The organism is Enterobacter cloacae complex sp. GF14B, assembly GCF_004136805.1.
Lineage (GTDB): Bacteria > Pseudomonadota > Gammaproteobacteria > Enterobacterales > Enterobacteriaceae > Enterobacter > Enterobacter hormaechei_C.
This window is the reverse complement of the sequence record NZ_QFRV01000035.1, coordinates 21,650-46,206: the sequence shown is the minus strand read 5'-3', so window position 1 is coordinate 46,206 and position 24,557 is coordinate 21,650. Positions and strand designations below refer to the sequence as shown.

At 53.7% G+C, this 24,557-nt stretch carries 24 protein-coding genes and 2 tRNA genes; 18 read left to right on the top strand and 8 right to left on the bottom strand.

Annotated elements, in window-relative coordinates; genetic code table 11:
* The first annotated feature begins 42 nt into the window (after nucleotides 1-42).
* Nucleotides 43-119 (top strand) — tRNA-Asp (locus DD606_RS13280).
* A gap of 160 nt (nucleotides 120-279) precedes the next feature.
* Nucleotides 280-1,083 (top strand): 2,5-didehydrogluconate reductase DkgB, encoded by an 804-nt coding sequence (dkgB, locus tag DD606_RS13275; RefSeq protein WP_045351169.1) that lies wholly within the window; start codon nucleotides 280-282, stop codon nucleotides 1,081-1,083.
* Between the two features lie 30 nt (nucleotides 1,084-1,113).
* On the opposite strand, the gene yafC is transcribed toward dkgB, so the two are convergent.
* Entirely contained in the window at nucleotides 1,114-2,019 is a 906-nt protein-coding gene (yafC, locus tag DD606_RS13270) for a DNA-binding transcriptional regulator YafC (RefSeq protein ID WP_015571393.1), read from the bottom strand.
* A gap of 103 nt (nucleotides 2,020-2,122) precedes the next feature.
* Here yafC and DD606_RS13265 point away from each other — a divergent pair, with 103 nt between their 5' ends.
* From DD606_RS13265 to DD606_RS13255, 3 genes are all read left to right on the top strand, one after another.
* Nucleotides 2,123-3,298, top strand: a complete 1,176-nt coding sequence (locus DD606_RS13265; RefSeq protein WP_059294541.1) for an MFS transporter — start codon at nucleotides 2,123-2,125, stop codon at nucleotides 3,296-3,298.
* 137 nt (nucleotides 3,299-3,435) lie between these two features.
* Nucleotides 3,436-4,236, top strand: coding sequence for an endonuclease/exonuclease/phosphatase family protein (locus DD606_RS13260; RefSeq protein ID WP_003863247.1), 801 nt, complete (start codon nucleotides 3,436-3,438; stop codon nucleotides 4,234-4,236).
* A 77-nt stretch (nucleotides 4,237-4,313) separates the two neighbouring features.
* Entirely contained in the window at nucleotides 4,314-5,087 is a 774-nt protein-coding gene (locus tag DD606_RS13255; RefSeq protein WP_003863245.1) for a class I SAM-dependent methyltransferase, read from the top strand.
* A gap of 52 nt (nucleotides 5,088-5,139) precedes the next feature.
* On the opposite strand, the gene mltD is transcribed toward DD606_RS13255, so the two are convergent.
* A complete protein-coding gene (gene mltD / locus DD606_RS13250) occupies nucleotides 5,140-6,504 on the bottom strand; it encodes a murein transglycosylase D (RefSeq protein ID WP_022650424.1) in 1,365 nt (454 codons plus the stop codon).
* Nucleotides 6,505-6,572: 68 nt separating this feature from the next.
* On the bottom strand, nucleotides 6,573-7,331 hold the full coding sequence (gloB, locus tag DD606_RS13245; protein WP_049126596.1) for a hydroxyacylglutathione hydrolase: 759 nt from the start codon (nucleotides 7,329-7,331) through the stop codon (nucleotides 6,573-6,575).
* 32 nt (nucleotides 7,332-7,363) lie between these two features.
* On the opposite strand from gloB, the gene DD606_RS13240 reads away from it, so the two are divergent.
* The gene (locus tag DD606_RS13240) at nucleotides 7,364-8,080 is read left to right on the top strand and encodes a class I SAM-dependent methyltransferase (RefSeq protein ID WP_129258752.1); all 717 of its coding nucleotides are present in this window, start codon (nucleotides 7,364-7,366) and stop codon (nucleotides 8,078-8,080) included.
* Here the strand turns inward: DD606_RS13240 and rnhA are convergent, their stop codons facing one another.
* Nucleotides 8,081-8,659 (bottom strand): ribonuclease HI, encoded by a 579-nt coding sequence (gene rnhA / locus DD606_RS13235; RefSeq protein WP_162184627.1) that lies wholly within the window; start codon nucleotides 8,657-8,659, stop codon nucleotides 8,081-8,083. It abuts the gene before it with no gap.
* Here rnhA and dnaQ point away from each other — a divergent pair.
* Complete coding sequence (dnaQ, locus tag DD606_RS13230; RefSeq protein ID WP_057979995.1) at nucleotides 8,613-9,344, top strand: DNA polymerase III subunit epsilon; 732 nt, start codon at nucleotides 8,613-8,615, stop codon at nucleotides 9,342-9,344. The two genes, rnhA and dnaQ, sit on opposite strands and share 47 nt — an antisense overlap.
* 132 nt (nucleotides 9,345-9,476) lie before the next feature.
* A tRNA-Asp gene (locus DD606_RS13225) sits at nucleotides 9,477-9,553 on the top strand.
* Between the two features lie 99 nt (nucleotides 9,554-9,652).
* Here DD606_RS13225 and DD606_RS13220 read toward each other — a convergent pair.
* Both DD606_RS13220 and fadE read right to left on the bottom strand, forming a co-directional pair.
* Entirely contained in the window at nucleotides 9,653-10,423 is a 771-nt protein-coding gene (locus DD606_RS13220) for an amidohydrolase (protein ID WP_129258751.1), read from the bottom strand.
* A 108-nt stretch (nucleotides 10,424-10,531) separates the two neighbouring features.
* Complete coding sequence (gene fadE, locus DD606_RS13215; RefSeq protein WP_023315472.1) at nucleotides 10,532-12,976, bottom strand: acyl-CoA dehydrogenase FadE; 2,445 nt, start codon at nucleotides 12,974-12,976, stop codon at nucleotides 10,532-10,534.
* Nucleotides 12,977-13,215: 239 nt separating this feature from the next.
* On the opposite strand from fadE, the gene lpcA reads away from it, so the two are divergent.
* Nucleotides 13,216-13,794, top strand: coding sequence for a D-sedoheptulose 7-phosphate isomerase (lpcA, locus tag DD606_RS13210; RefSeq protein ID WP_003863232.1), 579 nt, complete (start codon nucleotides 13,216-13,218; stop codon nucleotides 13,792-13,794).
* Nucleotides 13,795-13,842: 48 nt separating this feature from the next.
* Nucleotides 13,843-14,610 carry a class II glutamine amidotransferase gene (locus DD606_RS13205; RefSeq protein WP_003863229.1) on the top strand — a complete coding sequence of 256 codons (768 nt, stop codon included), beginning with the start codon at nucleotides 13,843-13,845 and terminating at the stop codon, nucleotides 14,608-14,610.
* On the opposite strand, the gene dpaA is transcribed toward DD606_RS13205, so the two are convergent.
* Nucleotides 14,581-15,321 (bottom strand): peptidoglycan meso-diaminopimelic acid protein amidase, encoded by a 741-nt coding sequence (dpaA, locus tag DD606_RS13200; protein ID WP_023315473.1) that lies wholly within the window; start codon nucleotides 15,319-15,321, stop codon nucleotides 14,581-14,583. The genes DD606_RS13205 and dpaA overlap by 30 nt on opposite strands.
* A 300-nt stretch (nucleotides 15,322-15,621) precedes the next feature.
* Between dpaA and DD606_RS13195 the strand changes: the two genes are divergently transcribed.
* From DD606_RS13195 to dinB, 8 genes are all read left to right on the top strand, one after another.
* Complete coding sequence (locus tag DD606_RS13195) at nucleotides 15,622-16,965, top strand: Na(+)-translocating NADH-quinone reductase subunit A (protein WP_023315474.1); 1,344 nt, start codon at nucleotides 15,622-15,624, stop codon at nucleotides 16,963-16,965.
* 2 nt (nucleotides 16,966-16,967) lie between these two features.
* Nucleotides 16,968-18,203 carry an NADH:ubiquinone reductase (Na(+)-transporting) subunit B gene (locus DD606_RS13190; RefSeq protein WP_022647143.1) on the top strand — a complete coding sequence of 412 codons (1,236 nt, stop codon included), beginning with the start codon at nucleotides 16,968-16,970 and terminating at the stop codon, nucleotides 18,201-18,203.
* On the top strand, nucleotides 18,196-18,990 hold the full coding sequence (locus tag DD606_RS13185; RefSeq protein WP_003863221.1) for a Na(+)-translocating NADH-quinone reductase subunit C: 795 nt from the start codon (nucleotides 18,196-18,198) through the stop codon (nucleotides 18,988-18,990). The genes DD606_RS13190 and DD606_RS13185 overlap by 8 nt, the downstream gene beginning before the upstream one ends.
* Nucleotides 18,983-19,621 carry an NADH:ubiquinone reductase (Na(+)-transporting) subunit D gene (locus DD606_RS13180; RefSeq protein ID WP_003863219.1) on the top strand — a complete coding sequence of 213 codons (639 nt, stop codon included), beginning with the start codon at nucleotides 18,983-18,985 and terminating at the stop codon, nucleotides 19,619-19,621. The genes DD606_RS13185 and DD606_RS13180 overlap by 8 nt, the downstream gene beginning before the upstream one ends.
* 6 nt (nucleotides 19,622-19,627) lie before the next feature.
* Entirely contained in the window at nucleotides 19,628-20,224 is a 597-nt protein-coding gene (nqrE, locus tag DD606_RS13175) for an NADH:ubiquinone reductase (Na(+)-transporting) subunit E (RefSeq protein WP_003863217.1), read from the top strand.
* A gap of 10 nt (nucleotides 20,225-20,234) precedes the next feature.
* On the top strand, nucleotides 20,235-21,458 hold the full coding sequence (gene nqrF, locus DD606_RS13170; RefSeq protein ID WP_023315477.1) for an NADH:ubiquinone reductase (Na(+)-transporting) subunit F: 1,224 nt from the start codon (nucleotides 20,235-20,237) through the stop codon (nucleotides 21,456-21,458).
* Nucleotides 21,459-21,460: 2 nt separating this feature from the next.
* Nucleotides 21,461-21,661, top strand: a complete 201-nt coding sequence (nqrM, locus tag DD606_RS13165; protein ID WP_003863212.1) for a (Na+)-NQR maturation NqrM — start codon at nucleotides 21,461-21,463, stop codon at nucleotides 21,659-21,661.
* Nucleotides 21,662-21,768: 107 nt separating this feature from the next.
* Nucleotides 21,769-22,827, top strand: a complete 1,059-nt coding sequence (gene dinB, locus DD606_RS13160; protein ID WP_003863209.1) for a DNA polymerase IV — start codon at nucleotides 21,769-21,771, stop codon at nucleotides 22,825-22,827.
* Nucleotides 22,828-22,882: 55 nt separating this feature from the next.
* On the opposite strand, the gene pepD is transcribed toward dinB, so the two are convergent.
* Nucleotides 22,883-24,340, bottom strand: a complete 1,458-nt coding sequence (gene pepD / locus DD606_RS13155; protein ID WP_063855848.1) for a cytosol nonspecific dipeptidase — start codon at nucleotides 24,338-24,340, stop codon at nucleotides 22,883-22,885.
* Between the last annotated feature and the right edge of the window lie 217 nt (nucleotides 24,341-24,557).

Below are 24,557 nucleotides of genomic sequence, written 5' to 3'. Positions count from 1 at the left end.
GTAAGCCGGTGCATTAATCCGGTGGTTACAGAAGTATTCGGTGGAGCGGTAGTTCAGTCGGTTAGAATACCTGCCTGTCACGCAGGGGGTCGCGGGTTCGAGTCCCGTCCGTTCCGCCACTTATTAAAAGCCCTGAGCTAACGCTCAGGGCTTTTTTCTTATCTGTCATTTGATTGTTGCGAAATTAGCAAAAATCCTCTGCGTTTTACGATCTTTTTCGTCATAACAACTACAGCGATAATCTTCCTCAGTTTACGAACATAACGATTGAGGAATCATATGACTATCCCTGCACTGGGTCTGGGCACTTTTCGCCTGAAAGACGATGTTGTTATTGCATCTGTTAAAACCGCACTCGAGTTGGGCTATCGTGCTATTGATACGGCGCAGATTTATGATAACGAAGCTGCCGTAGGCCAGGCCATCGAAGAGAGTGGCGTACCGCGCGACGAACTTTTCGTCACCACTAAAATCTGGATTGAGAATCTCAGCAAACACAAGCTGATCCCAAGCCTGAAGGAAAGTCTGAAAAAGCTGCGTACTGACTATGTTGATCTGACGCTGATCCACTGGCCATCTCCTGATGATGCCGTCTCTGTGGAAGAGTTTATGCAGGCGCTGCTGGAAGCAAAAGAGCAAGGCTTAACGCGTGAAATTGGCATCTCTAACTTCACCATCCCGTTGATGGAAAGGGCCATCGCCGCAGTGGGTAAAGAGAATATTGCTACCAACCAAATTGAACTCTCTCCTTACCTGCAAAACCGCAAAGTCGTGGACTGGGCGAAACAGCATAGTATTCACATCACCTCGTACATGACGCTGGCATATGGTAAGGCGCTGAAAGATGAAGTGATTGCGCGCATCGCTGAGAAACACAATGCGACAGCCGCACAGGTGATCCTGGCATGGGCGATGGGTGAGGGCTATGCCGTGATCCCGTCTTCAACCAAACGTGAAAACCTGGCAAGTAACCTGTTAGCGCGGGATCTCCAGCTTGATGATGAAGATAAAAACGCGATCGCTGCACTGGAATGCAACGATCGTCTTGTCAGCCCGGAAGGGTTAGCACCAGACTGGGATTAATAAAAACCCTCCCTCTGTACCTTTAAACCCTCACACAGCTCCTCCGGGAGCTGTTTTTATATGTTCGCTAAGGAAGTCGATAAAAGCGCGTATGCGCGTACTTACCGCTCTGTCACTGTAATACACTGCGCTAAAAGGCATCTCTACAGGTAAGCGTTTGTCAGCCATCAGTTCTACAAGCTGACCCGCAGCTATTTCCTTATCAATCATATAGTCTGATAAACAGGCGATCCCATTTCCTTCAAGACAAAGCTGTTTCAGCGTTTCTCCGCTATTAGACGAAAGTCCGCAGGTGATCTCATGAAGTTGTCCGTCATGACAGGCTACGGGCCAGGTGTTCAGCGAGACAGGTTCCGTAAAGCCCAGGCACAGGTGCTGCTTCAGCTCCTCAACGGTCTCCGGTTTGCCATGCTCTGCAATATATTGCGGTGACGCGATAATTTTGCGATAGCTGGTGAACAGAGGGCGAGCGCGTAAACTTGAATCCGTCAGGGTTCCCGCGCGGATCGCCACATCAACTTTACGCTCAATCAGGTTAATAAACGTCTCGGAGGAGACCAGGGACAGAGTCATCTCCGGATAACGCTCCCGGAATGGCTTGATTAACGGCATCAGAAAATGAAGCACAACCGGCGTCGCCGCATCAATGCGCAGCAATCCGCGCGGGGTGCTGCGCGATTCCATTATTTCCGTTTCTGCCGCCGCCATCTCCTGCAAAACGGACTGCACGCGTCGAAAATAACGTTCACCTTCTTCCGTCAGGCTGAGCTGCCGCGTTGTCCTATTAAGCAGACTCACTCCGAGCTTCATCTCCAGCTTTTTCACCGAGCGGCTGATGGCGGAGTTCGCCTGCCCGAGCTGTTCGGCCGCACGGCTGAAGCTGCCGCTTTCAACAACGGCAACGAAGATAGTCAGTTCTTCCGATGTGGCTTTCATTATTGCATCATCCGCAAAATTCTATTGAGATTCTAACCATTTTTGTTATTTAAACACTGGCGCATACTGCCTGTCATCATAATCCTGAAGAGACGGAGTATTTATGCCACTGGCGCTTCTTGCCCTGACGATCAGTGCCTTCGCAATTGGCACGACCGAATTTGTTATTGTAGGACTTGTTCCCACCATTGCTGAACAACTCGCCATTTCGCTGCCTTCTGCCGGGCTGCTGGTATCTATTTACGCGTTAGGCGTCGCTGTTGGGGCGCCTGTGCTGACCGCATTGACTGGGCGCTTTGCGCGTAAAAAACTGTTAGTTGCCCTGATGGTGCTCTTCACCGCCGGCAATATTCTGGCGTGGCAGGCTCCGGACTACACCACGCTGGTCATTGCCCGTTTGCTGACTGGCCTCGCGCACGGTGTCTTTTTCTCCATCGGTTCCACGATTGCAACCAGCCTGGTGCCAAAAGAGAAAGCGGCGTCAGCCATTGCGATTTTGTTTGGCGGCTTAACCGTTGCGCTGGTCACCGGCGTGCCGTTAGGAACGTTTATTGGGCAACATTTTGGCTGGCGAGAAACCTTCCTCGCGGTATCGCTGTTGGGCGTGATTGCTCTGGTAGCCAGCCTGCTGCTGGTACCCTCCAGTATTCCGGGGCGCGCGAGCGCCAGCCTGAGCGATCAGGTTAAGGTTCTCACACACCCGCGCCTGCTGCTGATCTATGCCGTTACGGCTCTGGGTTATGGAGGTGTGTTCACTGCGTTCACCTTCCTTGCACCGATGATGCAGGAGCTGGCTGGTTTTTCTCCGGGCGCAGTGAGCTGGATTTTACTGGGCTACGGTATCTCCGTCGCAATCGGCAATATCTGGGGCGGCAAGCTTGCAGATAAGCATGGTGCGGTACCGGCGCTAAAATTCATTTTCGCCGCGCTGGTTGTCCTGCTGATGATTTTCCAGTTCACCGCGTCGATACAATACGCCGCGCTGGTAACCGTGTTGGTTATGGGAATATTCGCGTTTGGTAACGTACCGGGATTGCAGGTCTATGTTGTACAGAAAGCCGAACGCTATACGCCCAATGCGGTGGATGTCGCATCCGGCCTGAATATCGCCGCATTCAATATCGGCATCGCACTCGGATCGGTTATCGGCGGGCAGACGGTTGAACACGTTGGATTAACCCAAACGCCATGGATTGGTGCGGTAATTGTGCTTGTCGCTTTCCTCCTTATTGGTCTGAGTGGACGGCTTGATAAACCCGCTCGTGTCGCGCTTGGGTAAGTATCAGTAAGTGCTTGCTTACAAAACTGGAAAGCGGTTTCTCAGTAATTGCGTTGAAAGTGTGACCTAAAATCCCTATAACATTAGAACCAGTCCGTTTTCCGGGCTGGTTCATGTTACAGAGGCCGTTTCCAAAAGTGCGAAAAAATACCTATGCCATGCGTTATGTTGCCGGAATGCCCGCGGAGAGGATCTTGCCTCCGGGGTCGTTTGCGAGCCTGGGTCAGGCATTACCAGCGGGTACGCCATTAAGCAGTGACGAAAAAATTCGCGTACTGGTGTGGAACATCTTTAAACAACAGCGTGCGGAGTGGTTATCCGTACTTCAAAATTTTGGTAAAGATGCGCATCTGGTTCTGTTACAGGAGGCGCAAACCACGCCTGAGCTGGTCAGGTTTGCAACGACAAACTATCTTGCAGCCGATCAGGTGCCTGCCTTTGTTCTGCCACAGCATCCTTCTGGGGTGATGACCCTTTCAGCCGCACATCCGGTCTATTGCTGCCCGCTGCGTGAACGTGAGCCGATCCTGCGTCTGGCAAAATCGGCGCTGGTCACAGTCTATCCGTTGCCCGACACCCGTCTGCTGATGGTGGTAAACATTCATGCGGTGAACTTCAGCCTCGGTGTTGATGTGTACAGTAAGCAGTTACTTCCCATTGGCGATCAGATTGCTCATCACAGTGGGCCGATCATTATGGCAGGGGACTTCAATGCCTGGAGCCGTCCGCGTATGAACGCGTTGTACCGCTTCGCGCGTGAAATGTCGCTGCGTGAAGTTCGTTTTAACGATGACCAGCGCAAGAAAGCGTTTGGTCGTCCTCTCGATTTTGTCTTCTATCGGGGTTTAAGCGTGCACGACGCCTCCGTTCTGGTGACGCGCGCCTCCGATCATAATCCTCTACTAGTTGAATTCAGTCCCGGCAAACCTGATAAATAATGGTGCGTCAGGTCTGCCGTGGGGCAGGCCTGTGCGGGTGCTGCCCTTTATTTTTTAACCCATAAAAGGACAGCAACATGACAACAACACACTCCCATCATGACAACGTCGAAAAACAGTTTGGTTCGCAGGCAAGTGCCTACCTGAGCAGCGCCGTGCACGCCTCTGGCCGCGACCTGGTGCGTCTCGGCGAGCGGCTCGCCGCGTTTCCTGACGCGCACGTGCTGGACTTAGGCTGCGGGGCAGGGCATGCCAGTTTTACCGCCGCAGAGCAGGTTGCTCAGGTGACGGCGTATGACTTATCGAGCCAGATGCTCGATGTGGTCGCTGAAGCGGCGAAAGCGAAAGGACTGAATAACGTCACGACGCGCCAGGGCTACGCTGAATCATTACCCTTTGAGGATGCATCGTTTGAGGTTGTGATTAGCCGTTACTCTGCACACCACTGGCATGATGTGGGGCAGGCATTACGGGAAGTGAAACGCGTACTCAAACCGGGCGGAATCTTCATCATCATGGACGTGATGTCTCCCGGACATCCGGTACGAAATATCTGGCTCCAGACGGTTGAAGCGCTGCGTGATACCTCGCACGTGCAAAACTACTCCAGTGGAGAGTGGCTTACGTTTATCACCGAAGCCGGCTTGATTTCACGCTCATTGATAACCGACCGTTTGCCGCTGGAGTTTGCGTCATGGATTGCGCGGATGCGCACCCCCGAGGCATTAACTCAGGCGATCCGATTGTACCAGGAGAGCGCCTCTGCTGATGTGAAGGCGTACTTTGAGCTGCATGACGATGGTTCGTTTACTAGCGACACCATTATGGCTGAAGCGCAAAAAGCAGGATAAACAAAAAAGGCACCGAGGGGAATCGGTGCCTTTTTAACAAGCGAACGTACTATCAGGAATCTGGCGTAGCGCTGTTTTTCACAAACAACGTCAGCTGGTCGCCAGGTTGCAGGTTGTCAGTATCGTTGTTCCAGCGCATCACATCTTTGATGTTTACGCCGTGACGCTTAGCAATACTGGACAGCGAGTCGCCTTTACGTACGCGATAGGTAATGCTATCGCTGTTTTTAGCGAGACGCTGTGCGCTGCTACCTGCACCTACGTTCAGCGTTTGACCCACTTTCAGACCAGATCCGCGCAGATTATTCCACTGCTGGAGATCTTTCGCATTCACGCCAAGACGTGATGCAATACCTGAAAGCGTATCACCTGAACGCACCTTATAGCTGCGGCTGCTTACAGGCGACGTATCAGCGATCAGCGTGGACTGAACGGCTGCGATTTCACCCGAAGCTAAAGACTCTCGTAACTGTTCCGCATGTTTCTGCGGAACCATCACATAGCGTGGGCCACTAGCACCCAGCGTGGAGCCTTTAACACCTGCATTAAAGGTTTTAAGCTTACTTACCGACATACCCGTCATATCGGCAACCTGTTGAATATCAACCGGGCTGCTGAGGCGGACACGCGCCAGTGCACGACTTTCGTCTGGTGTTGGCAGTTGTACACCGTAACGTTTGCTGTTCTTGAGAATGTCACTCAGTGCCAGCATTTTCGGTACGTAAATCTTTGTTTCCTGTGGCAGTGAGAGCGACCAGAAGTCTGTGGATTTTCCACGCGCTTTATTCGCTTTCATTGCCTTCAGTACACGACCTTCACCACTGTTATACGCCGCGACAGTCAATAACCAGTCGCCGTCAAACATCTTGTTCAGACGTTGCATCATGTCGAGAGCGGCTGTCGTTGAAGCGACAACATCACGACGCGCATCGTAGTTGCGGGTCTGCTTTAAACCATAATTTCGCCCTGTGCTCGGAATGATCTGCCAGATGCCTGCTGCATTGGCGCCAGACGTCGCGTGCGGGTCAAAAGCGCTCTCCACTATGGGTAGTAGTACCAGTTCCATAGGCATGTTACGTTTCTTAACTTGCCCGGCTATCCAGTACATATACGGCTCTGCCCGTAATGTTACATCGTGGAGATAGCTCTTATTTCTCAAATACTTCTGTTTCTGTTCGCGAATCCGGCTGTTTTCCGGAATTCCCATCTTTAGCTCGTCGCCAATAGAGGCCCACAAGTCTTGTTCCTGCGCGAAGGATGTCCCATCGTCCAACCATCGCGCCTGACTCGTAAACTTCCCTGCTTCCCCTTGACCAGCCGCAGAAAGGCTCTGTGCGTGCTGTTGTACGTTGCTGCCGTTTTGTGACTGGCAACCTACAAGCAGGACAGAGGCGAGTAATATCGCTTTTGCCTTCATGTGTGTGTCAATAGTTGCTTAAAAGACGAGCGATGATAACGGCGAAATTTTGAAAAGGCAACCCGCAATTATCTGAAGTTATCTTTCTTTGACCTTAACCATGCAAATCGCGCTTCAGGTTGTAACAAATTTGTTTCTTGATTAATTTTATTAATTAAATCAACATCATCAGTTCTTAAAAATAAATTAATTTGTCGTTCATTTTTCAGAATTACGGGGAGTGTTTTTTGGTTTTTTGCACGTAACTCCTTCACTTTCAGGTAATAATCCTGAATCGCCCGATCCTCAGGCAGCATGCTTGCAGCAAACTTCATATTCCCTAATGTATACTCATGTGCGCAACAAATTACGGTGTCGGCTGGAAGCGCATTAATTTTTTGTAAAGATTGATACATCTGTTCTGGCGTGCCTTCAAACAGCCTTCCACAGCCGCCAGAAAACAGCGTGTCGCCACAAAACAGATAAGGTTTGCTGTAGAAACAGAGATGACCGGAAGTGTGACCTGGCGTAGCAAATACGGAAAACTCCCACCCGAGGATGAGGATACTTTCGCCTTCTTCGACAACTTGCGTCGTACCCTTATCCTGTGTCTCTGCCGGTCCGTAGACGGGAAGATGAGGATAGCGCGCAAGGAGATCGGGAACACCGCCGACATGATCGTGATGGTGATGGGTAAGTAGGATCGCTTCAGGCTGCCAGCCGTTTTCTTTTATCGCGTGCAGGATCGGTGCGGATTCGCCTGGATCAACAATGATGCATCTGCGATCGTCGTCGACTAAAACCCAGATGTAATTGTCCTGAAAGGCGGAAATACTGATAAGATTCATGCATTACCTCTTATAGCGTGGCGGGTGTTTTGATGAAACCGGCAAGGATACCTCAGACTGTCGCACCACCGGAACGTTGGGCAGAGTTGCCCTGGGGTGAATATTATCGCGAGGCCTTAGAACTTCAGCTTAAACCCTGGCTCGCGAAAATGTATGGTTTTCACCTGCTTAAGATTGGCAATCTGAGCGCAGAAATCAATACCGAAAGCTGCGCTATCTCGCATCAGGTTGGCGTATCGCTTAATGGCTCCCCGGTTCAGGTGAAAGCGGATCCGCTGCATTTGCCGTTTGCGGAAAAATCCATTGATGCCTGTCTGCTCGCCCATACGCTGCCCTGGTGCAGCGATCCCCATCGTCTGCTGCGGGAAGCCGACCGCGTTTTGATTGATGACGGCTGGCTGATCCTGAGCGGTTTTAATCCGCTGAGTCTGATGGGGCTACGTAAACTGACGCCCGTTCTGCGCCGCACGCCGCCCTATAACAGCAGGATGTTTACCATGATGCGCCAGCTGGACTGGCTTTCACTGTTAAATTTCGAAGTGCTGAGCTATGGGGGTTTTCAGGTCATCCCCTGGACGCGTAAAGGCGGGGTTTTATTAAGCACCCATTTACCCGCGCTGGGCTGCATGCAATTTATTGTCGCGCGTAAGAGGACGATCCCCCTTACGCTAAACCCAATGAAGCAAAGCAAATCAAAAACGCGGATCCGCCAGACCGTGGGGGCCACGCGGCAATACAAAAAACCGTGATCAGGATTCAGGTTGATAACCTGCATCCTCACGGGTTGGGTTGGATGCCGCCGCGCGAGCCAGCTCGTCACAGCGTTCGTTTTCAGGATGACCGGCGTGCCCCTTTACCCACTCCCATTTGATTTCGTGCTGTCCGAGGGCGGCATCAAGACGCTTCCAGAGATCGACATTCTTGACCGGTTTTTTCTCTGCCGTTTTCCAGCCGCGTTTTTTCCAGTTGTGGATCCATTGGGTAATGCCCTGGCGGACATACTGGCTGTCGGTACTCAGCACCACGTCGCAATGTTCTTTTAACGCTTCCAGCGCCACGATGGCCGCCATCAACTCCATGCGGTTGTTGGTGGTCAGGAAATAGCCTTCACTAAAGGTTTTTTCATGCTGGCGATAGCGCATAATGGCACCATAGCCGCCGGGCCCTGGGTTACCGAGACAAGATCCATCGGTGAAAATTTCTACCTGTTTACGCATCTCTGGTAGACTTCCTGTATTTGAAACGTTCAGTAAAACGATAAGTCTGACATAAATGACCGCTATGAGCACTGCAATTACTCGCCAGATTGTTCTCGATACCGAAACCACCGGTATGAACCAGATTGGCGCCCACTACGAAGGGCATAAAATCATTGAGATTGGTGCCGTTGAAGTGGTGAACCGTCGCCTTACGGGCAACAACTTCCACGTTTACCTCAAACCCGATCGGCTGGTGGACCCGGAAGCGTTCGGCGTTCACGGAATTGCCGATGAGTTTTTGCTGGATAAGCCCACCTTTGCCGACGTCGCAGATGAATTTCTCGACTACATCAGAGGTGCGGAACTTGTCATTCATAACGCGTCGTTCGATATCGGCTTTATGGACTATGAGTTCAGCAAGCTCAACCGTGATATTCCGAAGACGAATACGTTCTGTAAAGTCACGGATAGCCTGGCGCTGGCAAGGAAGATGTTCCCCGGCAAGCGTAACAGCCTTGATGCCCTGTGCTCTCGCTATGAGATAGACAACACCAAGCGAACGCTGCACGGCGCGTTGCTCGATGCCCAGATCCTGGCCGATGTCTACCTGACCATGACCGGCGGGCAAACGTCGATGAAATTCAGTATGGAAAATGAATCCCAGCAGACGCGAGATGAAGGGGGAATTCAGCGCATTGTGCGTCAGGCGAATCGCTTACGGGTCGTTTTAGCCAGTGATGAAGAGTTGATGAATCACGAGTCTCGTCTTGATTTGGTGCAGAAGAAGGGCGGGAGCTGTCTGTGGCGCGCCTGAAAAGGTGCCGAAACGTTTGTTAATTCATCGTTTGGGTGATTTTTGCAGCAAACGATTCAAAAGTTAAGAAAAAGCGTTGACGAGTTCAGAGTCAAACCGTAATATTCGCCTCGTTCCCCACTCGGGAACAGTGGAGCGGTAGTTCAGTCGGTTAGAATACCTGCCTGTCACGCAGGGGGTCGCGGGTTCGAGTCCCGTCCGTTCCGCCACTATTCGGGCCCACGTTATTTATAACGTGGGCCTTTTTCATTTCTGCTTTTCCCTGATGTTACGCAAGGCGATAAGCCAGGTAACATCGCGGGTTGCGTTTATCCGATCGTAAACTGATCTGCATCCTGCCAGGCCGGAAACTTCTCCCGATACTCCTTTAACGCCGTTAACGAGATCTCAGCATCAATTCGTGTTGCCTGATGCGGCTCGGCGGTGGCAATAATCTCACCCTGCGGACTGATCACCCGGCTGTCACCGCGATAGTGATGCCCGTTGCCGTCCGTTCCTACGCGGTTACATCCCACAATATAAGCCTGGTTTTCAATTGCCCGCGCCGTTAATAACGCCTGCCAGTGAAGTGAACGTGGCGCAGGCCAGTTGGCAACATACAGCGCCAGGTCATAATCGTTGCGGTTGCGCGACCACACCGGGAAGCGCAGGTCATAGCAGACCAGCGGCAAAATACGCCAGCCGCGCCATTCAAATACCACGCGTTCGCTTCCGGCTTCATAATGTTGATGTTCATCCGCCATGCGGAACAGGTGGCGCTTATCGTAGAAATGCACCTTTCCCTCTGGCTCGACCAGCAGGAAGCGGTTAACCGGCCCGCGTTCGGTCTGGAGGGCGACGCTACCGGCAATCAGCGCGTTTGTCTCCTGCGCTTTGGCGTGCATCCAGGCCACAACCTCGTCCTGCGGCATCGACTGTTTTGCAGCCTCCATCGCAAAACCCGTGGTGAACATCTCCGGCAGGACAATCACATCGCGACCGCTAATCTCTTCGAGCTGGCGATCGAAATGGCGAAGGTTGGCTGGACCGTCCATCCAAACTAAAGGCTGCTGCAAAACAGAAATCTTCAAACCAGGCACGATACCGACTCCTTAAAAGATCGCTTTTTGACACTGTAGCACGTCATTACGAGAAAATGTGGCATTAAAAAACCCCGCACGGAGCGGGGTTGATGGACGCTGAACGTCTTATGCGGCTTCAGGTTTGCGGTGCTTCTCCGGCAGCTTTACCGGCTGTGTCGCCAGCTCTTCTGGTTCGAAATCATCCACGTTAATACTGCGCAGACGGCTCTCTTCGGCTTTCACCAGAATCGCAGCTTCGCTGTTGTCGATGATGCCACCCGCCAGCGCCTGTTTTGCCAGCTCATCCAGTCGTGTAAACGGCAGATTTTTGCCCAGCTGTTTGCAGATCTTCTGGTGAATCGGGTCGGCGGCCATCACGTCAAGCAGCGCCTCTTCCAGCAAACCTACCGGGTTATGCGGGGTAGGTGCCAGATATTGACCCCGACCAATACGAGAGCGGGTTGCGCTCGGTACCTGGAGGATCTTCGCTACCTTGTGATCCAGCTTGTCGGACGGCGCCAGGTGATGACGACCGGTCGGGAAGATCACGACGCGCAGGGCACCTGCCACGAAGCGGTTCGGGAAGTTCGCCAGCAGATCGTCAATTGCCTGTTCGGCCTGATACATCGCATCCTGCACGCCCCAGTGCACCAGCGGCAGATCCGCTTCCTGACGGCCTTCATCGTCGTAGCGTTTCAGCACCGCAGAGGCCAGGAAGATCTGGCTCAGCACATCACCCAGACGGGCGGAGATGCGCTCGCGACGCTTCAGGCTACCGCCCAGCACCGCCATGGAAACGTCAGACAGCAGAGCCAGGTTGGCGCTCAGACGGTTAAGGTGCTGGTAGTAACGTTTGGTCGCATCACCGGTTGGCGTCGCGCTGGTCAGCCCGCGCGTCAGGCCCAGCCAGAAGCTGCGCACCTTGTTGCTGCCGACGTGACCGATATGTTTGAACAGCAGCTTGTCGAAGGCATCCACATCATTATTCTGCGCGGCAGCCATCTCTTCCAGCACGTACGGATGGCAACGAATCGCACCCTGGCCGAAGATCATCATGCTACGGGTCAGGATGTTTGCCCCTTCCACGGTGATGGCAATCGGCGCACCCTGATAGCTGCGTGCCAGGAAGTTGCCTTCACCGAGCATGATCCCTTTACCGCCTGCGATATCCATTGCATCAATAATTGACTGCTGTGCACGGTGGGTACAGTGGTATTTCACAATTGCCGACAGCACGGCGGGTTTTTCGCCCAGCATAATTCCGTAGGTAATCAGCGAGGCTGCGGCGTCCATCACGTAGGCATTGCCCGCAATACGCGCCAGCGGCTCTTCGATACCTTCCATCTTGCCGATGGAGATTTTGAACTGACGGCGGATATGCGCGTAAGCCCCAATCCCCATCGCCACCGATTTCAGACCGCCGGTTGAGTTCGACGGCAGGGTAATGCCGCGGCCCACAGACAGACATTCTACCAGCATACGCCAGCCCTGACCGGCCATTTTCGGGCCACCGATGATGTAATCAATCGGGACAAAGATATCCTGACCGCGGGTAGGACCGTTCTGGAACGGTACGTTCAGCGGGAAGTGACGGCGACCAATCTCAACACCTGGGGTCGAGGTTGGGATCAGCGCACAGGTAATGCCCAGATCTTCTTCACCGCCCAGCAGTTTTTCCGGGTCAGAGAGTTTGAACGCCAGGCCCAGCACCGTGGCGATAGGCGCGAGGGTGATATAACGTTTGTTCCAGGTCAGGCGCATGCCCAGCACCTGCTGGCCCTGCCACTCGCCCATGCAAACCACGCCGGTATCGGGGATCGCGCCGGCATCAGAGCCCGCCTCCGGGCTGGTCAGCGCGAAGCACGGAATTTCCTGGCCACGCGCCAGACGCGGCAGGTAGTGATCTTTCTGCTCTTCTGTACCGTAATGCTGTAACAGCTCGCCCGGGCCTAAGGAGTTTGGCACGCCAACGGTAATCGCCAGGATCCCGGAGACACCCGCCAGTTTTTGCAGCACGCGAGCCTGAGCGTAAGCGGAGAATTCCAGACCGCCATACTCTTTCTTAATGATCATCGCGAAGAAGCGATGCTCTTTCAGGTATGCCCACAGCTCAGGCGGCAGGTCGGCCATTTCGTGAGTGATGGCAAAGTCGTTTGCCATGCGGCACGCTTCTTCTACCGGACCATCAATAAAGGCCTGTTCTTCGGCGGTCAGACGCGGCTGTGGATAGTTGTGAAGCTTTTTCCAGTCCGGGTTGCCCTGGAACAGATCGCCTTCCCACCAGGTCGTACCGGCGTCAATCGCTTCTTTCTCTGTACGCGACATCGGCGGCATCACTTTACGGAATCCCCTGAACACCGGCACAGAGATCATCGACTTACGCATCGGCGTCAGGTTAAACGGCAGTAAAATGATGGCCAGGGGAACAAGAACCCAGATATTCCACAGGCCAGCGACGCCAAGTGCAGCCGTCCAGGCCAGAAGAATCAGGCTACTCAGGAATAAACTGACACGGTGATAGAACAACACACCGAGCAGTACAACGGTTGCGAGAATGCTCAAAATCATCATAAAGAAAAGCTCCCTTGCTTGTAGGAGGTCTGACCACTTGTGATGATATGGTTGTAGTTGATGTCATTTCCTTTAGCAATGTGTTTACAAAATAATTACAACCTGGTTCACATTGTTCGCGTTTTAGCCGGCACAAAAAATCAAAACGCCGGACGATTCGCATGGCTTTAGCTTCTCGCTTTTACTGCTATCCGGTACACTCCACTGTGTTATTTCATCAATACTGAAGGATTATCCTCATGTACCAGGATCTTATTCGTAACGAACTGAACGAAGCGGCGGAAACGCTGGCGAACTTTCTGAAAGATGATGCCAATATTCACGCTATTCAGCGCGCGGCGGTCCTGCTTGCCGACAGCTTCAAAGCCGGCGGTAAAGTGCTCTCCTGCGGTAACGGCGGTTCCCACTGTGACGCCATGCACTTCGCCGAGGAGCTGACCGGACGCTATCGCGAAAACCGTCCGGGCTACCCGGCGATTGCGATTTCCGACGTGAGCCACATCTCCTGTGTAGGCAACGACTTTGGTTACGACCACATCTTTTCCCGCTACGTTGAAGCCGTAGGCCGTGAAGGCGATGTGCTTCTCGGTATCTCCACGTCCGGTAACTCCGCTAACGTGATCAAAGCGATCGCCGCCGCGCGTGAGAAGGGCATGAAAGTGATCACCCTGACCGGGAAAGATGGCGGTAAGATGGACGGTACAGCGGACATTGAAATCCGCGTTCCACACTTCGGTTATGCCGATCGCGTTCAGGAAATTCACATCAAAGTGATCCACATCCTGATCCAATTGATCGAAAAAGAGATGGTTAAGTAAGACTTCGCTGGGGGGCGCCGGTGCCCCCCGCTGTTGTGGAGGTGATCTATGTGCGAACTGCTCGGGATGAGCGCCAATGTGCCAACCGATATCTGCTTTAGTTTTACCGGGCTGGTTCAGCGCGGTGGAGGAACCGGGCCGCATAAAGACGGCTGGGGCATTACCTTCTACGAAGGCAAAGGATGCCGCACGTTTAAAGATCCACAGCCCAGCTTTAACTCACCCATTGCCAGACTGGTGCAGGACTATCCTATTAAATCCTGTTCGGTGATCGCCCATATCCGCCAGGCCAATCGCGGCGAAGTGGCGCTGGAAAATACCCATCCGTTTACCCGTGAACTGTGGGGCCGTAACTGGACCTATGCGCACAACGGGCAGCTCTCGGGCTATAAATCACTGGAAACCGGCAATTTTCGTCCTGTCGGTGAAACGGACAGCGAAAAAGCATTTTGCTGGCTGCTGCACAAGCTGACCGAGCGCTATCCCCGTACGCCCGGCAACATGACCGCCGTTTTTAAGTACATAGCGTCACTGGCGTCTGAGTTACGCGCGAAAGGCGTCTTTAATATGCTGCTGTCTGACGGGCGCTACGTGATGGCGTTCTGCTCGACAAATCTGTTCTGGATCACCCGACGTGCGCCGTTTGGCGTCGCCACGCTGCTCGATCAGGATGTGGAAATTGATTTTCAGAAGGAGACCACACCGAACGATGTGGTCACTGTCATTGCAACGCAGCCACTGACGGGCAACGAAACCTGGCAAAAGATCATGCCAGGCGAGTGGGCGCTATTTTGTCTCGGGGACCGCGTAATTTGACGCCAGCTGCGGCTGAACCACTTCATGGCTGAGCGGTTTACTCACCACGTAACGGCCATTGACGATGGACACCACCGGCGGCTTATGGGTCTGCTCGAAGTAGTCATAGCCCGGTTTTAGCTGTTTCCAGAAATCTGTGTAAACAGAGTACTTATGGCGTGCCATGTTCGCATCCGTCATACGGAACGGATAGATGCTGACCTGAACATTCGGCTGACCGAAGACCAGTGCGCCCGTGACAAACTGGAAGATTTCATCAATGCCGGAATCCGTCATCGCATAACAGCCGACAGACACGCAGGCGCCGTGGATCATCAGGTATTTCCCTTCGTAACCGTGCGCACGGTCGAAGGCATTGGGGAAACCGATGTTAATCGCTTTATAGAAGCGGCTGTCCGGTTTTAGCTGGTTACGCTGAACGTTGTAAAACCCTTCCGGACTTTTGAAGTCACCCTGCCGCTGTTTCGGCCCCAGCCCGCCAGAATAGTTACAGATTTTGTAGCTATCGAGCAGCTGATACGTCTCGCCCATTTTGACAAACAGATCGAGTGTGCGCTCTTCCTTGAAGATTTGAATATAAACCGGGGATCCCATCAACTGCTGTTTATACTCTTTACTGATCGGCGTCGTTGAACTATTACTGCCAAGCAGCCCGGCAAACGACATGCACGGTATCAGAAGCATCGCAATGAACAATGCGATTTTACGCATACTACTGGTTCCTTGATAAAACAATGACCAACTTGCCAGAACGGCAAAAGACACCCGAAATCAGACTAATCTGGACAGGAGCGCTCACATTAGCACCGATGGAGATTTTCGCAAGAGCCAACCTTTGCGTTTACAAATTAGTTTTACTTTATAACCCATTCACATTGTCCTGACTCCAGGAACTTTGCGCAATAGCTCGCATTTCGGCGCGCCAGACGGCGGATTTGCTGCCCCTGGCAGGGCCGAAAATGGTACACTCCGGCCTCTCTGGATTGTTGTTCATGGATACCTGCTAACCACATGTTTAGAATCAGAAAAGGACTCGATCTGCCAATCTCTGGCGTGCCTGAACAGCACGTTACCACCGGCGCCAGTATTCATCATGTCGCCATTGTAGGTGATGATTACGTGGGCATGCGTCCTGCGATGCTGGTACAGGAAGGCGATCGCGTAATAAAAGGCCAGGCACTCTTCGAGGATAAAAAAAATCCTGGCGTTATGTTTACAGCCCCAGCCAGCGGCACCGTTGTTGCCATCCATCGTGGTGAGCGTCGCGTCCTGCAATCGGTTGTTATTCAAATTGAAGGTGATGAGAAACGCGAATTTGCGCGTTTTGACGCCGCCGATCTCGCCACCCTCAGCCACGACGTGGTGCAGACGCAACTGCTGGAGTCGGGACTGTGGACGGCGCTTCGCACGCGGCCCTATAGCAAAACGCCCGTGCCAGGCACTGTGCCGGCCGCTATCTTCGTTACGGCCATCGACACCAACCCGCTCAGCGCAGATCCGCAGCCTCTTATCCTGGCGGAACGAAAAGCTTTCGATGCCGGCCTCACCGTGTTAACACGCCTGACGCCGGGCAAAGTGCATGTCTGCCAGGCCAGCGGCGGTAAGCTGGGCGGTCATCCGCAAGGGCAGGTGGCCTTTAATGAATTTGCCGGCCCGCATCCGGCGGGACTGGTGGGAACGCATATTCATTTCCTGGAGCCGGTAAGCCTGACGAAACAGGTCTGGCATCTTAATTATCAGGACGTGATCGCTATCGGTAAGCTGTTCACCACGGGTGAGCTGTGCGCAGAACGCATTATTGCCATCGGCGGCCCTCAGGCAACCCAACCGCGTCTGGTTCGCACGCTGCTTGGGGCTGACCTGACGGCGCTGTTGGCTGGCGAAACGAAAGAGGGTGAAAACCGTATTATTTCCGGTTCGGTGCTGAGCGGCAGGCACGCGACAGGCCCGATGGCCTGGCTGGGTCGTTTCCATCTTCAGGTGAGTGTGGTGCTTGAAGGACGCGATAAAGAGCTGTTCGGCTGGGTACTGCCTGGCGCAGAAAAATACTCGGTAACCCGCACCACGCTCGGCCACTTCCTGCGTCATAAGCTGTTTAACTTCTCCACCAGCACCAACGGCGGTGAGCGCGCCATGGTTCCGATTGGCAACTACGAACGCGTGATGCCGCTGGATATTCTGCCCACCGTGCTGCTGCGGGATCTCCTGGCCGGTGATACCGACGGTGCCCAGGCGCTGGGCTGTCTGGAGCTGGACGAAGAAGATCTGGCGCTGTGTACCTATGTGTGTCCAGGTAAATACGAATATGGACCCGTATTGCGCGAGGTGTTAACCCGCATTGAGCAGGAAGGATAAACATGGGCTTAAAACACCTCTTTGAAAAAATTGAGCCGCACTTTACCGAAGGGAAGCTCAAAAAGTACTACCCGCTGTATGAAGCGACAACGACCATTTTCTACACGCCGGGTCTGGTAACGAAAGGCGCGGCGCACGTTCGCGACGCCATCGACCTCAAGCGAATGATGATTCTGGTCTGGTTTGCGGTCTTCCCGGCCATGTTCTGGGGGATGTATAACGTTGGGTTGCAAACTATTCCGGCGCTGCACCATATGTATGATGCAGAGCAGCTGGCGCAGGTGATTCAGTCTGACTGGCACTATCGTCTGGCACAGTCGCTGGGGGTGAGCTTTGCGGCAGATGCCGGCTGGATCAGCATGATGACGCTGGGCGCTGTCTTCTTCCTCCCCATCTATATGACTGTCTTTATCGTGGGCGGTTTCTGGGAGGTGCTGTTCGCCATTATTCGCAAACATGAGATCAACGAGGGCTTCTTTGTTACCTCTATTCTGTTTGCGCTGATTGTTCCGCCAACGCTGCCGCTCTGGCAGGCGGCGATGGGGATCAGCTTTGGCGTGGTGATTGCCAAGGAGATCTTCGGCGGGACCGGACGCAACTTCCTCAACCCGGCGCTGGCAGGACGCGCGTTCCTGTTCTTTGCTTATCCGGCGCAAATCTCGGGCGACCTGGTGTGGACGGCAGCAGACGGATTCTCCGGCGCGACGCCACTTTCACAGTGGGCGGCAGGCGGCGGCGAAACGCTGGTCAATAATGCAACCGGACAGCCTGTCACCTGGTTTGATGCGTTTATCGGCAATATCCCAGGCTCCATCGGTGAAGTGTCTACCCTGATGATTTTGATCGGCGGAGCCATCATCCTCTTTGGCCGCGTGGCGTCCTGGCGCATTGTCGCTGGCGTCATGCTCGGGATGGTACTCACCGCCACGCTTTTCAACTTCATTGGTTCAGACACAAACCCGATGTTCTCCATGCCGTGGTACTGGCACCTTGTGCTGGGAGGCTTTGCGTTTGGCATGATGTTCATGGCCACCGATCCGGTCTCGGCTTCGTTTACCGACAGAGGTAAATGGTGTTACGGCGCGCTCATTGGGGTGATGTGTGTACTGATTCGCGTGGTCAACCCGGCTTATCCGGAAGGGATGATGTTGGCCATTCTGTTTGCCAATCTGTTTGCGCCGCTGTTCGACTACCTGGTCGTGCGCGCCAACATTAAGCGGAGGAAGGCGCGTGGCTGAGATCAAAAATAACGACAGCATCAGCAAAACGCTGCTGGTGGTGCTGGTACTGTGTCTGGTTTGTTCCATTGTCGTGGCCGGTTCTGCCGTAGGGTTGAAACCGCTACAGCAGGAGCAACGTGCGCTGGATAAACAGCGTAACATCCTGGCCGTTGCCGGGCTGATGCAGGAAGGCATGACGAAGGATGACGTCGCAGCGGTGTTTGCCGAACGTATTACCGCACGGCTGGTGGATTTAAAAACCGGGGAGTTAATGGATAAAGACCCGGCGAAATACAACCAGGCGCTGGCGCTAAAAGATCCGCAAATGAGCACCACGCTTGACGCCTCGCAGGATCCGGCAGGCATTAAGCGCCGCAGCAATGTCGCGGAGATTTACCTCGTCCGTGACGAGCAAAAACGCATTCAGAAAATCGTGTTGCCCATCTATGGCAACGGTTTATGGTCAATGATGTACGCCTTTGTGGCGCTGGATACCGACGGCCGTACGGTTAAAGGCATTACTTATTACGATCAGGGCGAAACGCCGGGGCTGGGGGGCGAAGTTGAGAACCCTAACTGGCGGGCACAGTTTGTTGGTAAAAAAGTGCTCGACGACAACGGCCAGCCTGCGCTGAAGGTGGTAAAAGGGGGCGCGCGTCCCGGCGATGAATTTGCCGTTGATGGCCTTTCCGGCGCCACGCTCACCTCAAACGGTGTGCAGCACAGCTTTGATTTCTGGATGGGTGAACTGGGCTTTGGTCCCTTCCTGAAGAATGTACGTGAAGGAGCGCTGAATAATGGCTGATACGGGTGAACTGAAAGAAGTTAAAAAGGTGCTGATTGGCCCGCTGTTAGCCAATAACCCGATAACGCTTCAGGTGCTGGGGGTGTGCTCGGCGCTGGCGGTCACCACCAAGCTGGAAACGGCGGTGGTCATGACGCTGGCGGTAACGCTGGTGACAGCTTTTTCCAGCATGTTTATCTCAATGATCCGCCACCACATACCCAACAGCGTAAGGATCATCGTGCAGATGGCGATCATCGCCTCGCTGGTGATCGTGGTCGATCAGCTCCTGCGCGCCTTCGCCTATGAAACCTCGAAGCAGCTTTCGGTGTTTGTCGGCCTGATTATCACCAACTGTATCGTGATGGGGCGTGCTGAAGCCTATGCGATGAAAATGCCGCCGCTGGCGAGCTTTATGGACGGTATCGGCAACGGCCTGGGTTACGGCGTAATCCTGTTGACGGTTGGTTTCCTGCGCGAACTTATTGGCAGCGGCAAGCTGTTTGGCATTCCGGTGCTGGATACGGTACAGAACGGCGGCTGGTATCTGCCGAACGGCCTGTTCCTGCTGGCCCCAAGCGCATTTTTCATTATCGGTTTGCTGATCTGGCTGATTCGTACGTTGAAGCCTGAACAGCAGGAAAAGGAGTAACCGACAATGGCTCATTACCTGAGTTTATTTGTGCGCGCGGTGTTTGTTGAAAACATGGCGCTCGCTTTCTTCCTGGGCATGTGTACGTTCCTTGCCGTTTCTAAAAAGGTATCGACGGCATTTGGTCTGGGCGTGGCAGTTACCGTTGTGCTGGGGCTTTCCGTTCCGATTAACAACCTGGTATTCAACTTCGTGCTGCGCGATGGCGCGCTGGTGGAGGGGGTTGATCTTAGCTTCCTGAACTTCATCACCTTTATCGGAGTGATTGCGGCGCTTGTTCAGATCCTGGAGATGATCCTCGATAAATACTTCCCGTCGCTGTACAACGCGCTGGGGATCTTCCTGCCGCTGATCGCCGTGAACTGCGCCATTTTTGGCGGTGTTTCCTTTATGGTTCAGCGTGATTACAACTTCAGTGAATCGGTTGTGTATGGCTTCGGTTCCGGTATCGGCTGGATGCTGGCGATTGTTACCATGGCGGGGATCCGTGAAAAAATGAAATATGCCAACGTACCTGCGGGGCTTCGTGGCTTAGGGATCACCTTTATCACCACCGGCCTGATGGCGTTGGGCTTTATGTCCTTCTCCGGTGTGCAGCTATAAGGGCTAACAAATGGAAATTATTCTTGGCGTGGTGATGTTCACGCTGATAGTACTGGTGCTGTCAGGGCTGATCCTGGCGGCGCGTGCGAAGCTGGTCAATTCCGGGGATGTGATCATTGATATCAATGACGATCCGCAGAATCAGATCCGTACCCCGGCAGGGGATAAGCTGCTTAACACGCTCTCCGGCAACGGGATTTTTGTCTCGTCTGCCTGTGGCGGCGGTGGCTCCTGTGGCCAGTGCCGTGTGACGGTGAAAGAGGGCGGCGGTGATATTCTGCCAACGGAACTGTCGCATATTACGAAGCGTGAAGCGAAAGAGGGATGCCGTCTGGCGTGTCAGGTCGCTGTGCGCCAGAACATGAAGATTGAGCTGCCGGAGGAGATCTTCGGCGTGAAAAAATGGGAGTGCGAAGTTATCTCTAACGATAACAAAGCCACGTTCATTAAAGAGCTCAAGCTGCGTGTCCCTGAAGGGGAGAGCGTCCCGTTCCGTGCGGGTGGGTATATCCAGATTGAATGTCCGGCACACACCGTCGCGTATGCTGACTTCGACGTGCCCGAAGAGTACCGGGCCGACTGGGATAAATTTAACCTCTTCCGCTTTGTTTCCGAGGTAAAAGAGCCCGCGCTCCGCGCCTATTCCATGGCTAACTACCCGGAAGAGAAGGGCATTATTATGCTCAACGTGCGTATCGCCACGCCGCCACCGAATGTGCCTGATGCCCCCCCTGGCGTCATGTCATCCTATATCTGGTCCCTCAAGCCTGGCGACAAAGTGACGATTTCCGGCCCGTTCGGCGAATTCTTTGCCAAAGATACTGACGCGGAGATGGTCTTTATCGGCGGCGGAGCGGGTATGGCGCCGATGCGTTCGCATATCTTTGACCAGCTCAAACGACTTGGCAGCAAGCGCAAGATCAGCTTCTGGTACGGAGCGCGTTCACTGCGCGAAATGTTCTATGACGATGAGTTTGAACAACTGGCACGTGATAACCCTAACTTTACCTTCCATGTGGCGTTATCCGATCCGCAGCCGGAAGATAACTGGACAGGCTATACGGGCTTCATCCACAACGTGCTGTATGAAAATTACCTCAAACAGCACCCGGCACCGGAAGACTGCGAGTTCTATATGTGTGGTCCACCAATGATGAACGCGGCCGTGATTAAGATGCTAAAAGATCTTGGCGTGGAAGATGAGAACATCATGCTCGATGATTTCGGAGGCTGATTATGCTGACCTTTCTGGCGACCTTTGCGGTGTTTGTGCTGGTGATCTTCGGCATGTCCTTAGGCTGGATCATCAAGCGTAAAAGCATTCAGGGCAGTTGCGGAGGCATCTCTTCCATCGGAATGGAAAAAGTGTGCGATTGTCCGGAACCGTGCGATGCGCGGAAAAAGCGGATGGCTCGCGAGCAGCAACGCATTATTTAGTCTTCCTGGTCGGGTAAGGCAACGCCGCCACCCGACAATTTCCATGCACACTTCTCAACCCTCATTTGTTTACTGTATACTTATCCAGTAACGAGTGAGGGCTTACTATGCGCAAAATAATCCACGTCGATATGGACTGCTTTTTTGCCGCAGTGGAGATGCGTGACAACCCGGCGCTGCGGGATATTCCCATTGCCATTGGCGGCAGCCGGGTACAGCGCGGTGTCATCAGCACCGCCAACTATCCTGCTCGCAAATACGGCGTGCGCAGCGCCATGCCGACAGCGATGGCGCTGAAACTGTGCCCGCATCTCACTCTTTTGCCCGGACGTTTTGATGCCTATAAAGAAGCATCGAGCCACATTCGGGAGATCTTTTCCCGCTACACCTCACTGATTGAACCGTTATCGCTGGATGAAGCCTATCTGGATGTCACCCACAGCGTGCACTGCCACGGCTCCGCCACCCTGATGGCGCAGGAGATCCGCCAGACTATTTTCAACGAGCTGAACCTGACGGCATCGGCGGGTGTCGCGCCGGTCAAATTTCTCGCCAAAATCGCCTCCGATTTAAATAAGCCCAACGGCCAGTACGTTATCACTCCGGAAGAGGTTTCGGCGTTTTTAAAGACGCTGCCGCTCAGCAAAATCCCCGGAGTGGGCAAAGTCTCCGCCGCGAAGCTGGAAAGTATGGGGCTACGCACCTGCGAAGACGTTCAGCGCAGCGATCTGGCGCTGCTGCTTAAGCGTTTTGGCAAGTTTGGCCGCGTACTGTGGGAACGCAGTCAGGGCATTGATGACCGGGATGTGAACAACGAACGGCTGCGTAAATCGGTCGGCGTTGAACGCACGCTGAGTGAAGATATCCATGACTGGACCGAATGTGAAACCATTATTACGGAACAACTCTATCCTGAACTTGAACGACGCTTACTGAAGGTCAAACCGGATCTGCTTATTGCCCGGCAGGGCATCAAACTGAAATTTAACGATTTTCAGCAAACGACGCAGGAACACGTCTGGCCACGCCTCAACAAAGAGGATCTTATCGCGACGGCAAAAAAGGCATGGGAAGAACGGCGGGGCGGGCGAGGGGTGAGGCTGGTGGGGCTGCACGTCACCTTGCTGGATCCGCAGCTGGAGCGTCAGCTGGTGTTGGGACTGTAGATTACGCTAATTGTAGGCCCGGTAAGCGTAGCGCCACCGGGCAACAGACGACGAATTACTTCGCAGGGATTGCTTTCAGCAGCTCAGTCAGCAGCGTCCAGTAGTGACCGACGCTTTCAATATGAACCTGTTCATCCGGGGAGTGTGGACCCGTGATGGTCGGCCCAATGGAGACCATGTCCATATCCGGATACGGTTTCTTGAACAGACCACACTCCAGACCCGCGTGAATAACCTGAATGTTCGGGGTGCTGTTGAACAGTCGCTGATAAGTTTCACGCACCAGTGCCATGACCGGAGAACTTGCATCCGGCTGCCAGCCCGGGTAGCTGCCTTTTGCAGACGTTTTCGCGCCCGCCAGGGTACCCAGAGATTCCAGCATGCTCACAACGTACTCTTTACCGCTGTCGATCAGGGAACGGATCAGGCAGATGATCTCTGCGCTGTCGTCACCCATGGTCACCACGCCCACGTTCAGGGAGGTTTCCACCACGCCTTTCGCCACGTCAGAGTTGCGAATAACGCCGTTTGGCGTTGCGTTCAGCTGCTGGACGAACGTGTCACGAGACTGTGCGGTCAGCGCGGCTTTATCCGTCGTAACGGACTCCAGCACCACCGTCAGGTTTTTCTCTTTTGCAGACAGTTCGTTTTTCAGGATCTCCAGATACACGCTGGAGAGGTTTTTCAGCTCGTCCGCTTTCGACGCAGGCACTGCCAAGGTAGCGAAGGCTTCGCGAGGGATCGCGTTACGCAGAGTACCGCCGTTGAAGTCCACCAGACGCAGATCCAGTTCAGCGGCATGGCCCGCCAGGAAACGCGCCAGCAGTTTGTTGGCGTTGCCCAGGCCCAGGTGAATATCACCGCCGGAGTGACCGCCTTTCAGCCCTTTCAGCGTCAGCTTAAAGGTCTCGAATCCAGCAGGGATCGCTTCGCGGGACAGCGGCAGGGTAGAGATGAAATCGATCCCGCCCGCGCAGCCCATGTAGATCTCACCTTCTTCTTCGGAGTCGGTGTTGATCAGAATGTCCGCTTGCAGCCAGTTTGCCTGGAGACCGAACGCGCCATCCATGCCCGCTTCTTCAGTCATGGTCAGCAGCACTTCCAGCGGACCGTGTTCAACGCTGTCGTCAGCCAGCACGGCCAGCGCGGAAGCCATACCAATACCGTTATCTGCGCCCAGGGTCGTGCCGCGCGCCTTCACCCACTCGCCGTCGATGTACGGCTGAATCGGGTCTTTTGTGAAGTCGTGAACGGTGTCGTTGTTTTTCTGCGGTACCATGTCCAGGTGCGCCTGCAATACCACTGGCTTACGGTTTTCCATACCTGCGGTGGCAGGTTTGCGGATAAGAATATTGCCAACCTGGTCGCGTTCAGCGTGCAGACCTTTTTCCTTTGCCCAGCCCATAATATGTTCGGCAAGCTGTTCTTCGTGATAGGAAGGGTGCGGAATGGAGCAGATTTTGGCAAAAATATCCCACAGCGGCTGTGGAGATAATTGAGACAGTTCAGACACGATAGGTCTCCTTGTCGATGCGCTGCAAAACAATGTTGCAGGTCACAGGGTTAGCAGGTTGATTATTACCACAAGTCAGGCTTGCGAGATGCAACTGAGAATACCACTTTCTCCCGTGGCTGGTAGCATTAAGCATGTAAAAACTCAGGCTCATGGCGCGTAACACTGGTTTTTAGTGCGTCAGATCTCTATAATCTCGCGCAACCTGGTTCACCCT

Coding starts and splice junctions, on each gene's coding strand:
- dkgB (WP_045351169.1), top strand. CDS start 280: ATGACTATCCCTGCACTGGGTCTGGGCACTTTTCGCCTGAAAGACGAT.
- yafC (WP_015571393.1), bottom strand. CDS start 2,019: ATGAAAGCCACATCGGAAGAACTGACTATCTTCGTTGCCGTTGTTGAA.
- DD606_RS13265 (WP_059294541.1), top strand. CDS start 2,123: ATGCCACTGGCGCTTCTTGCCCTGACGATCAGTGCCTTCGCAATTGGC.
- DD606_RS13255 (WP_003863245.1), top strand. CDS start 4,314: ATGACAACAACACACTCCCATCATGACAACGTCGAAAAACAGTTTGGT.
- mltD (WP_022650424.1), bottom strand. CDS start 6,504: ATGAAGGCAAAAGCGATATTACTCGCCTCTGTCCTGCTTGTAGGTTGC.
- gloB (WP_049126596.1), bottom strand. CDS start 7,331: ATGAATCTTATCAGTATTTCCGCCTTTCAGGACAATTACATCTGGGTT.
- DD606_RS13240 (WP_129258752.1), top strand. CDS start 7,364: ATGAAACCGGCAAGGATACCTCAGACTGTCGCACCACCGGAACGTTGG.
- dnaQ (WP_057979995.1), top strand. CDS start 8,613: ATGAGCACTGCAATTACTCGCCAGATTGTTCTCGATACCGAAACCACC.
- fadE (WP_023315472.1), bottom strand. CDS start 12,976: ATGATGATTTTGAGCATTCTCGCAACCGTTGTACTGCTCGGTGTGTTG.
- lpcA (WP_003863232.1), top strand. CDS start 13,216: ATGTACCAGGATCTTATTCGTAACGAACTGAACGAAGCGGCGGAAACG.
- DD606_RS13205 (WP_003863229.1), top strand. CDS start 13,843: ATGTGCGAACTGCTCGGGATGAGCGCCAATGTGCCAACCGATATCTGC.
- dpaA (WP_023315473.1), bottom strand. CDS start 15,321: ATGCGTAAAATCGCATTGTTCATTGCGATGCTTCTGATACCGTGCATG.
- DD606_RS13195 (WP_023315474.1), top strand. CDS start 15,622: ATGTTTAGAATCAGAAAAGGACTCGATCTGCCAATCTCTGGCGTGCCT.
- DD606_RS13190 (WP_022647143.1), top strand. CDS start 16,968: ATGGGCTTAAAACACCTCTTTGAAAAAATTGAGCCGCACTTTACCGAA.
- DD606_RS13180 (WP_003863219.1), top strand. CDS start 18,983: ATGGCTGATACGGGTGAACTGAAAGAAGTTAAAAAGGTGCTGATTGGC.
- nqrE (WP_003863217.1), top strand. CDS start 19,628: ATGGCTCATTACCTGAGTTTATTTGTGCGCGCGGTGTTTGTTGAAAAC.
- nqrF (WP_023315477.1), top strand. CDS start 20,235: ATGGAAATTATTCTTGGCGTGGTGATGTTCACGCTGATAGTACTGGTG.
- nqrM (WP_003863212.1), top strand. CDS start 21,461: ATGCTGACCTTTCTGGCGACCTTTGCGGTGTTTGTGCTGGTGATCTTC.
- dinB (WP_003863209.1), top strand. CDS start 21,769: ATGCGCAAAATAATCCACGTCGATATGGACTGCTTTTTTGCCGCAGTG.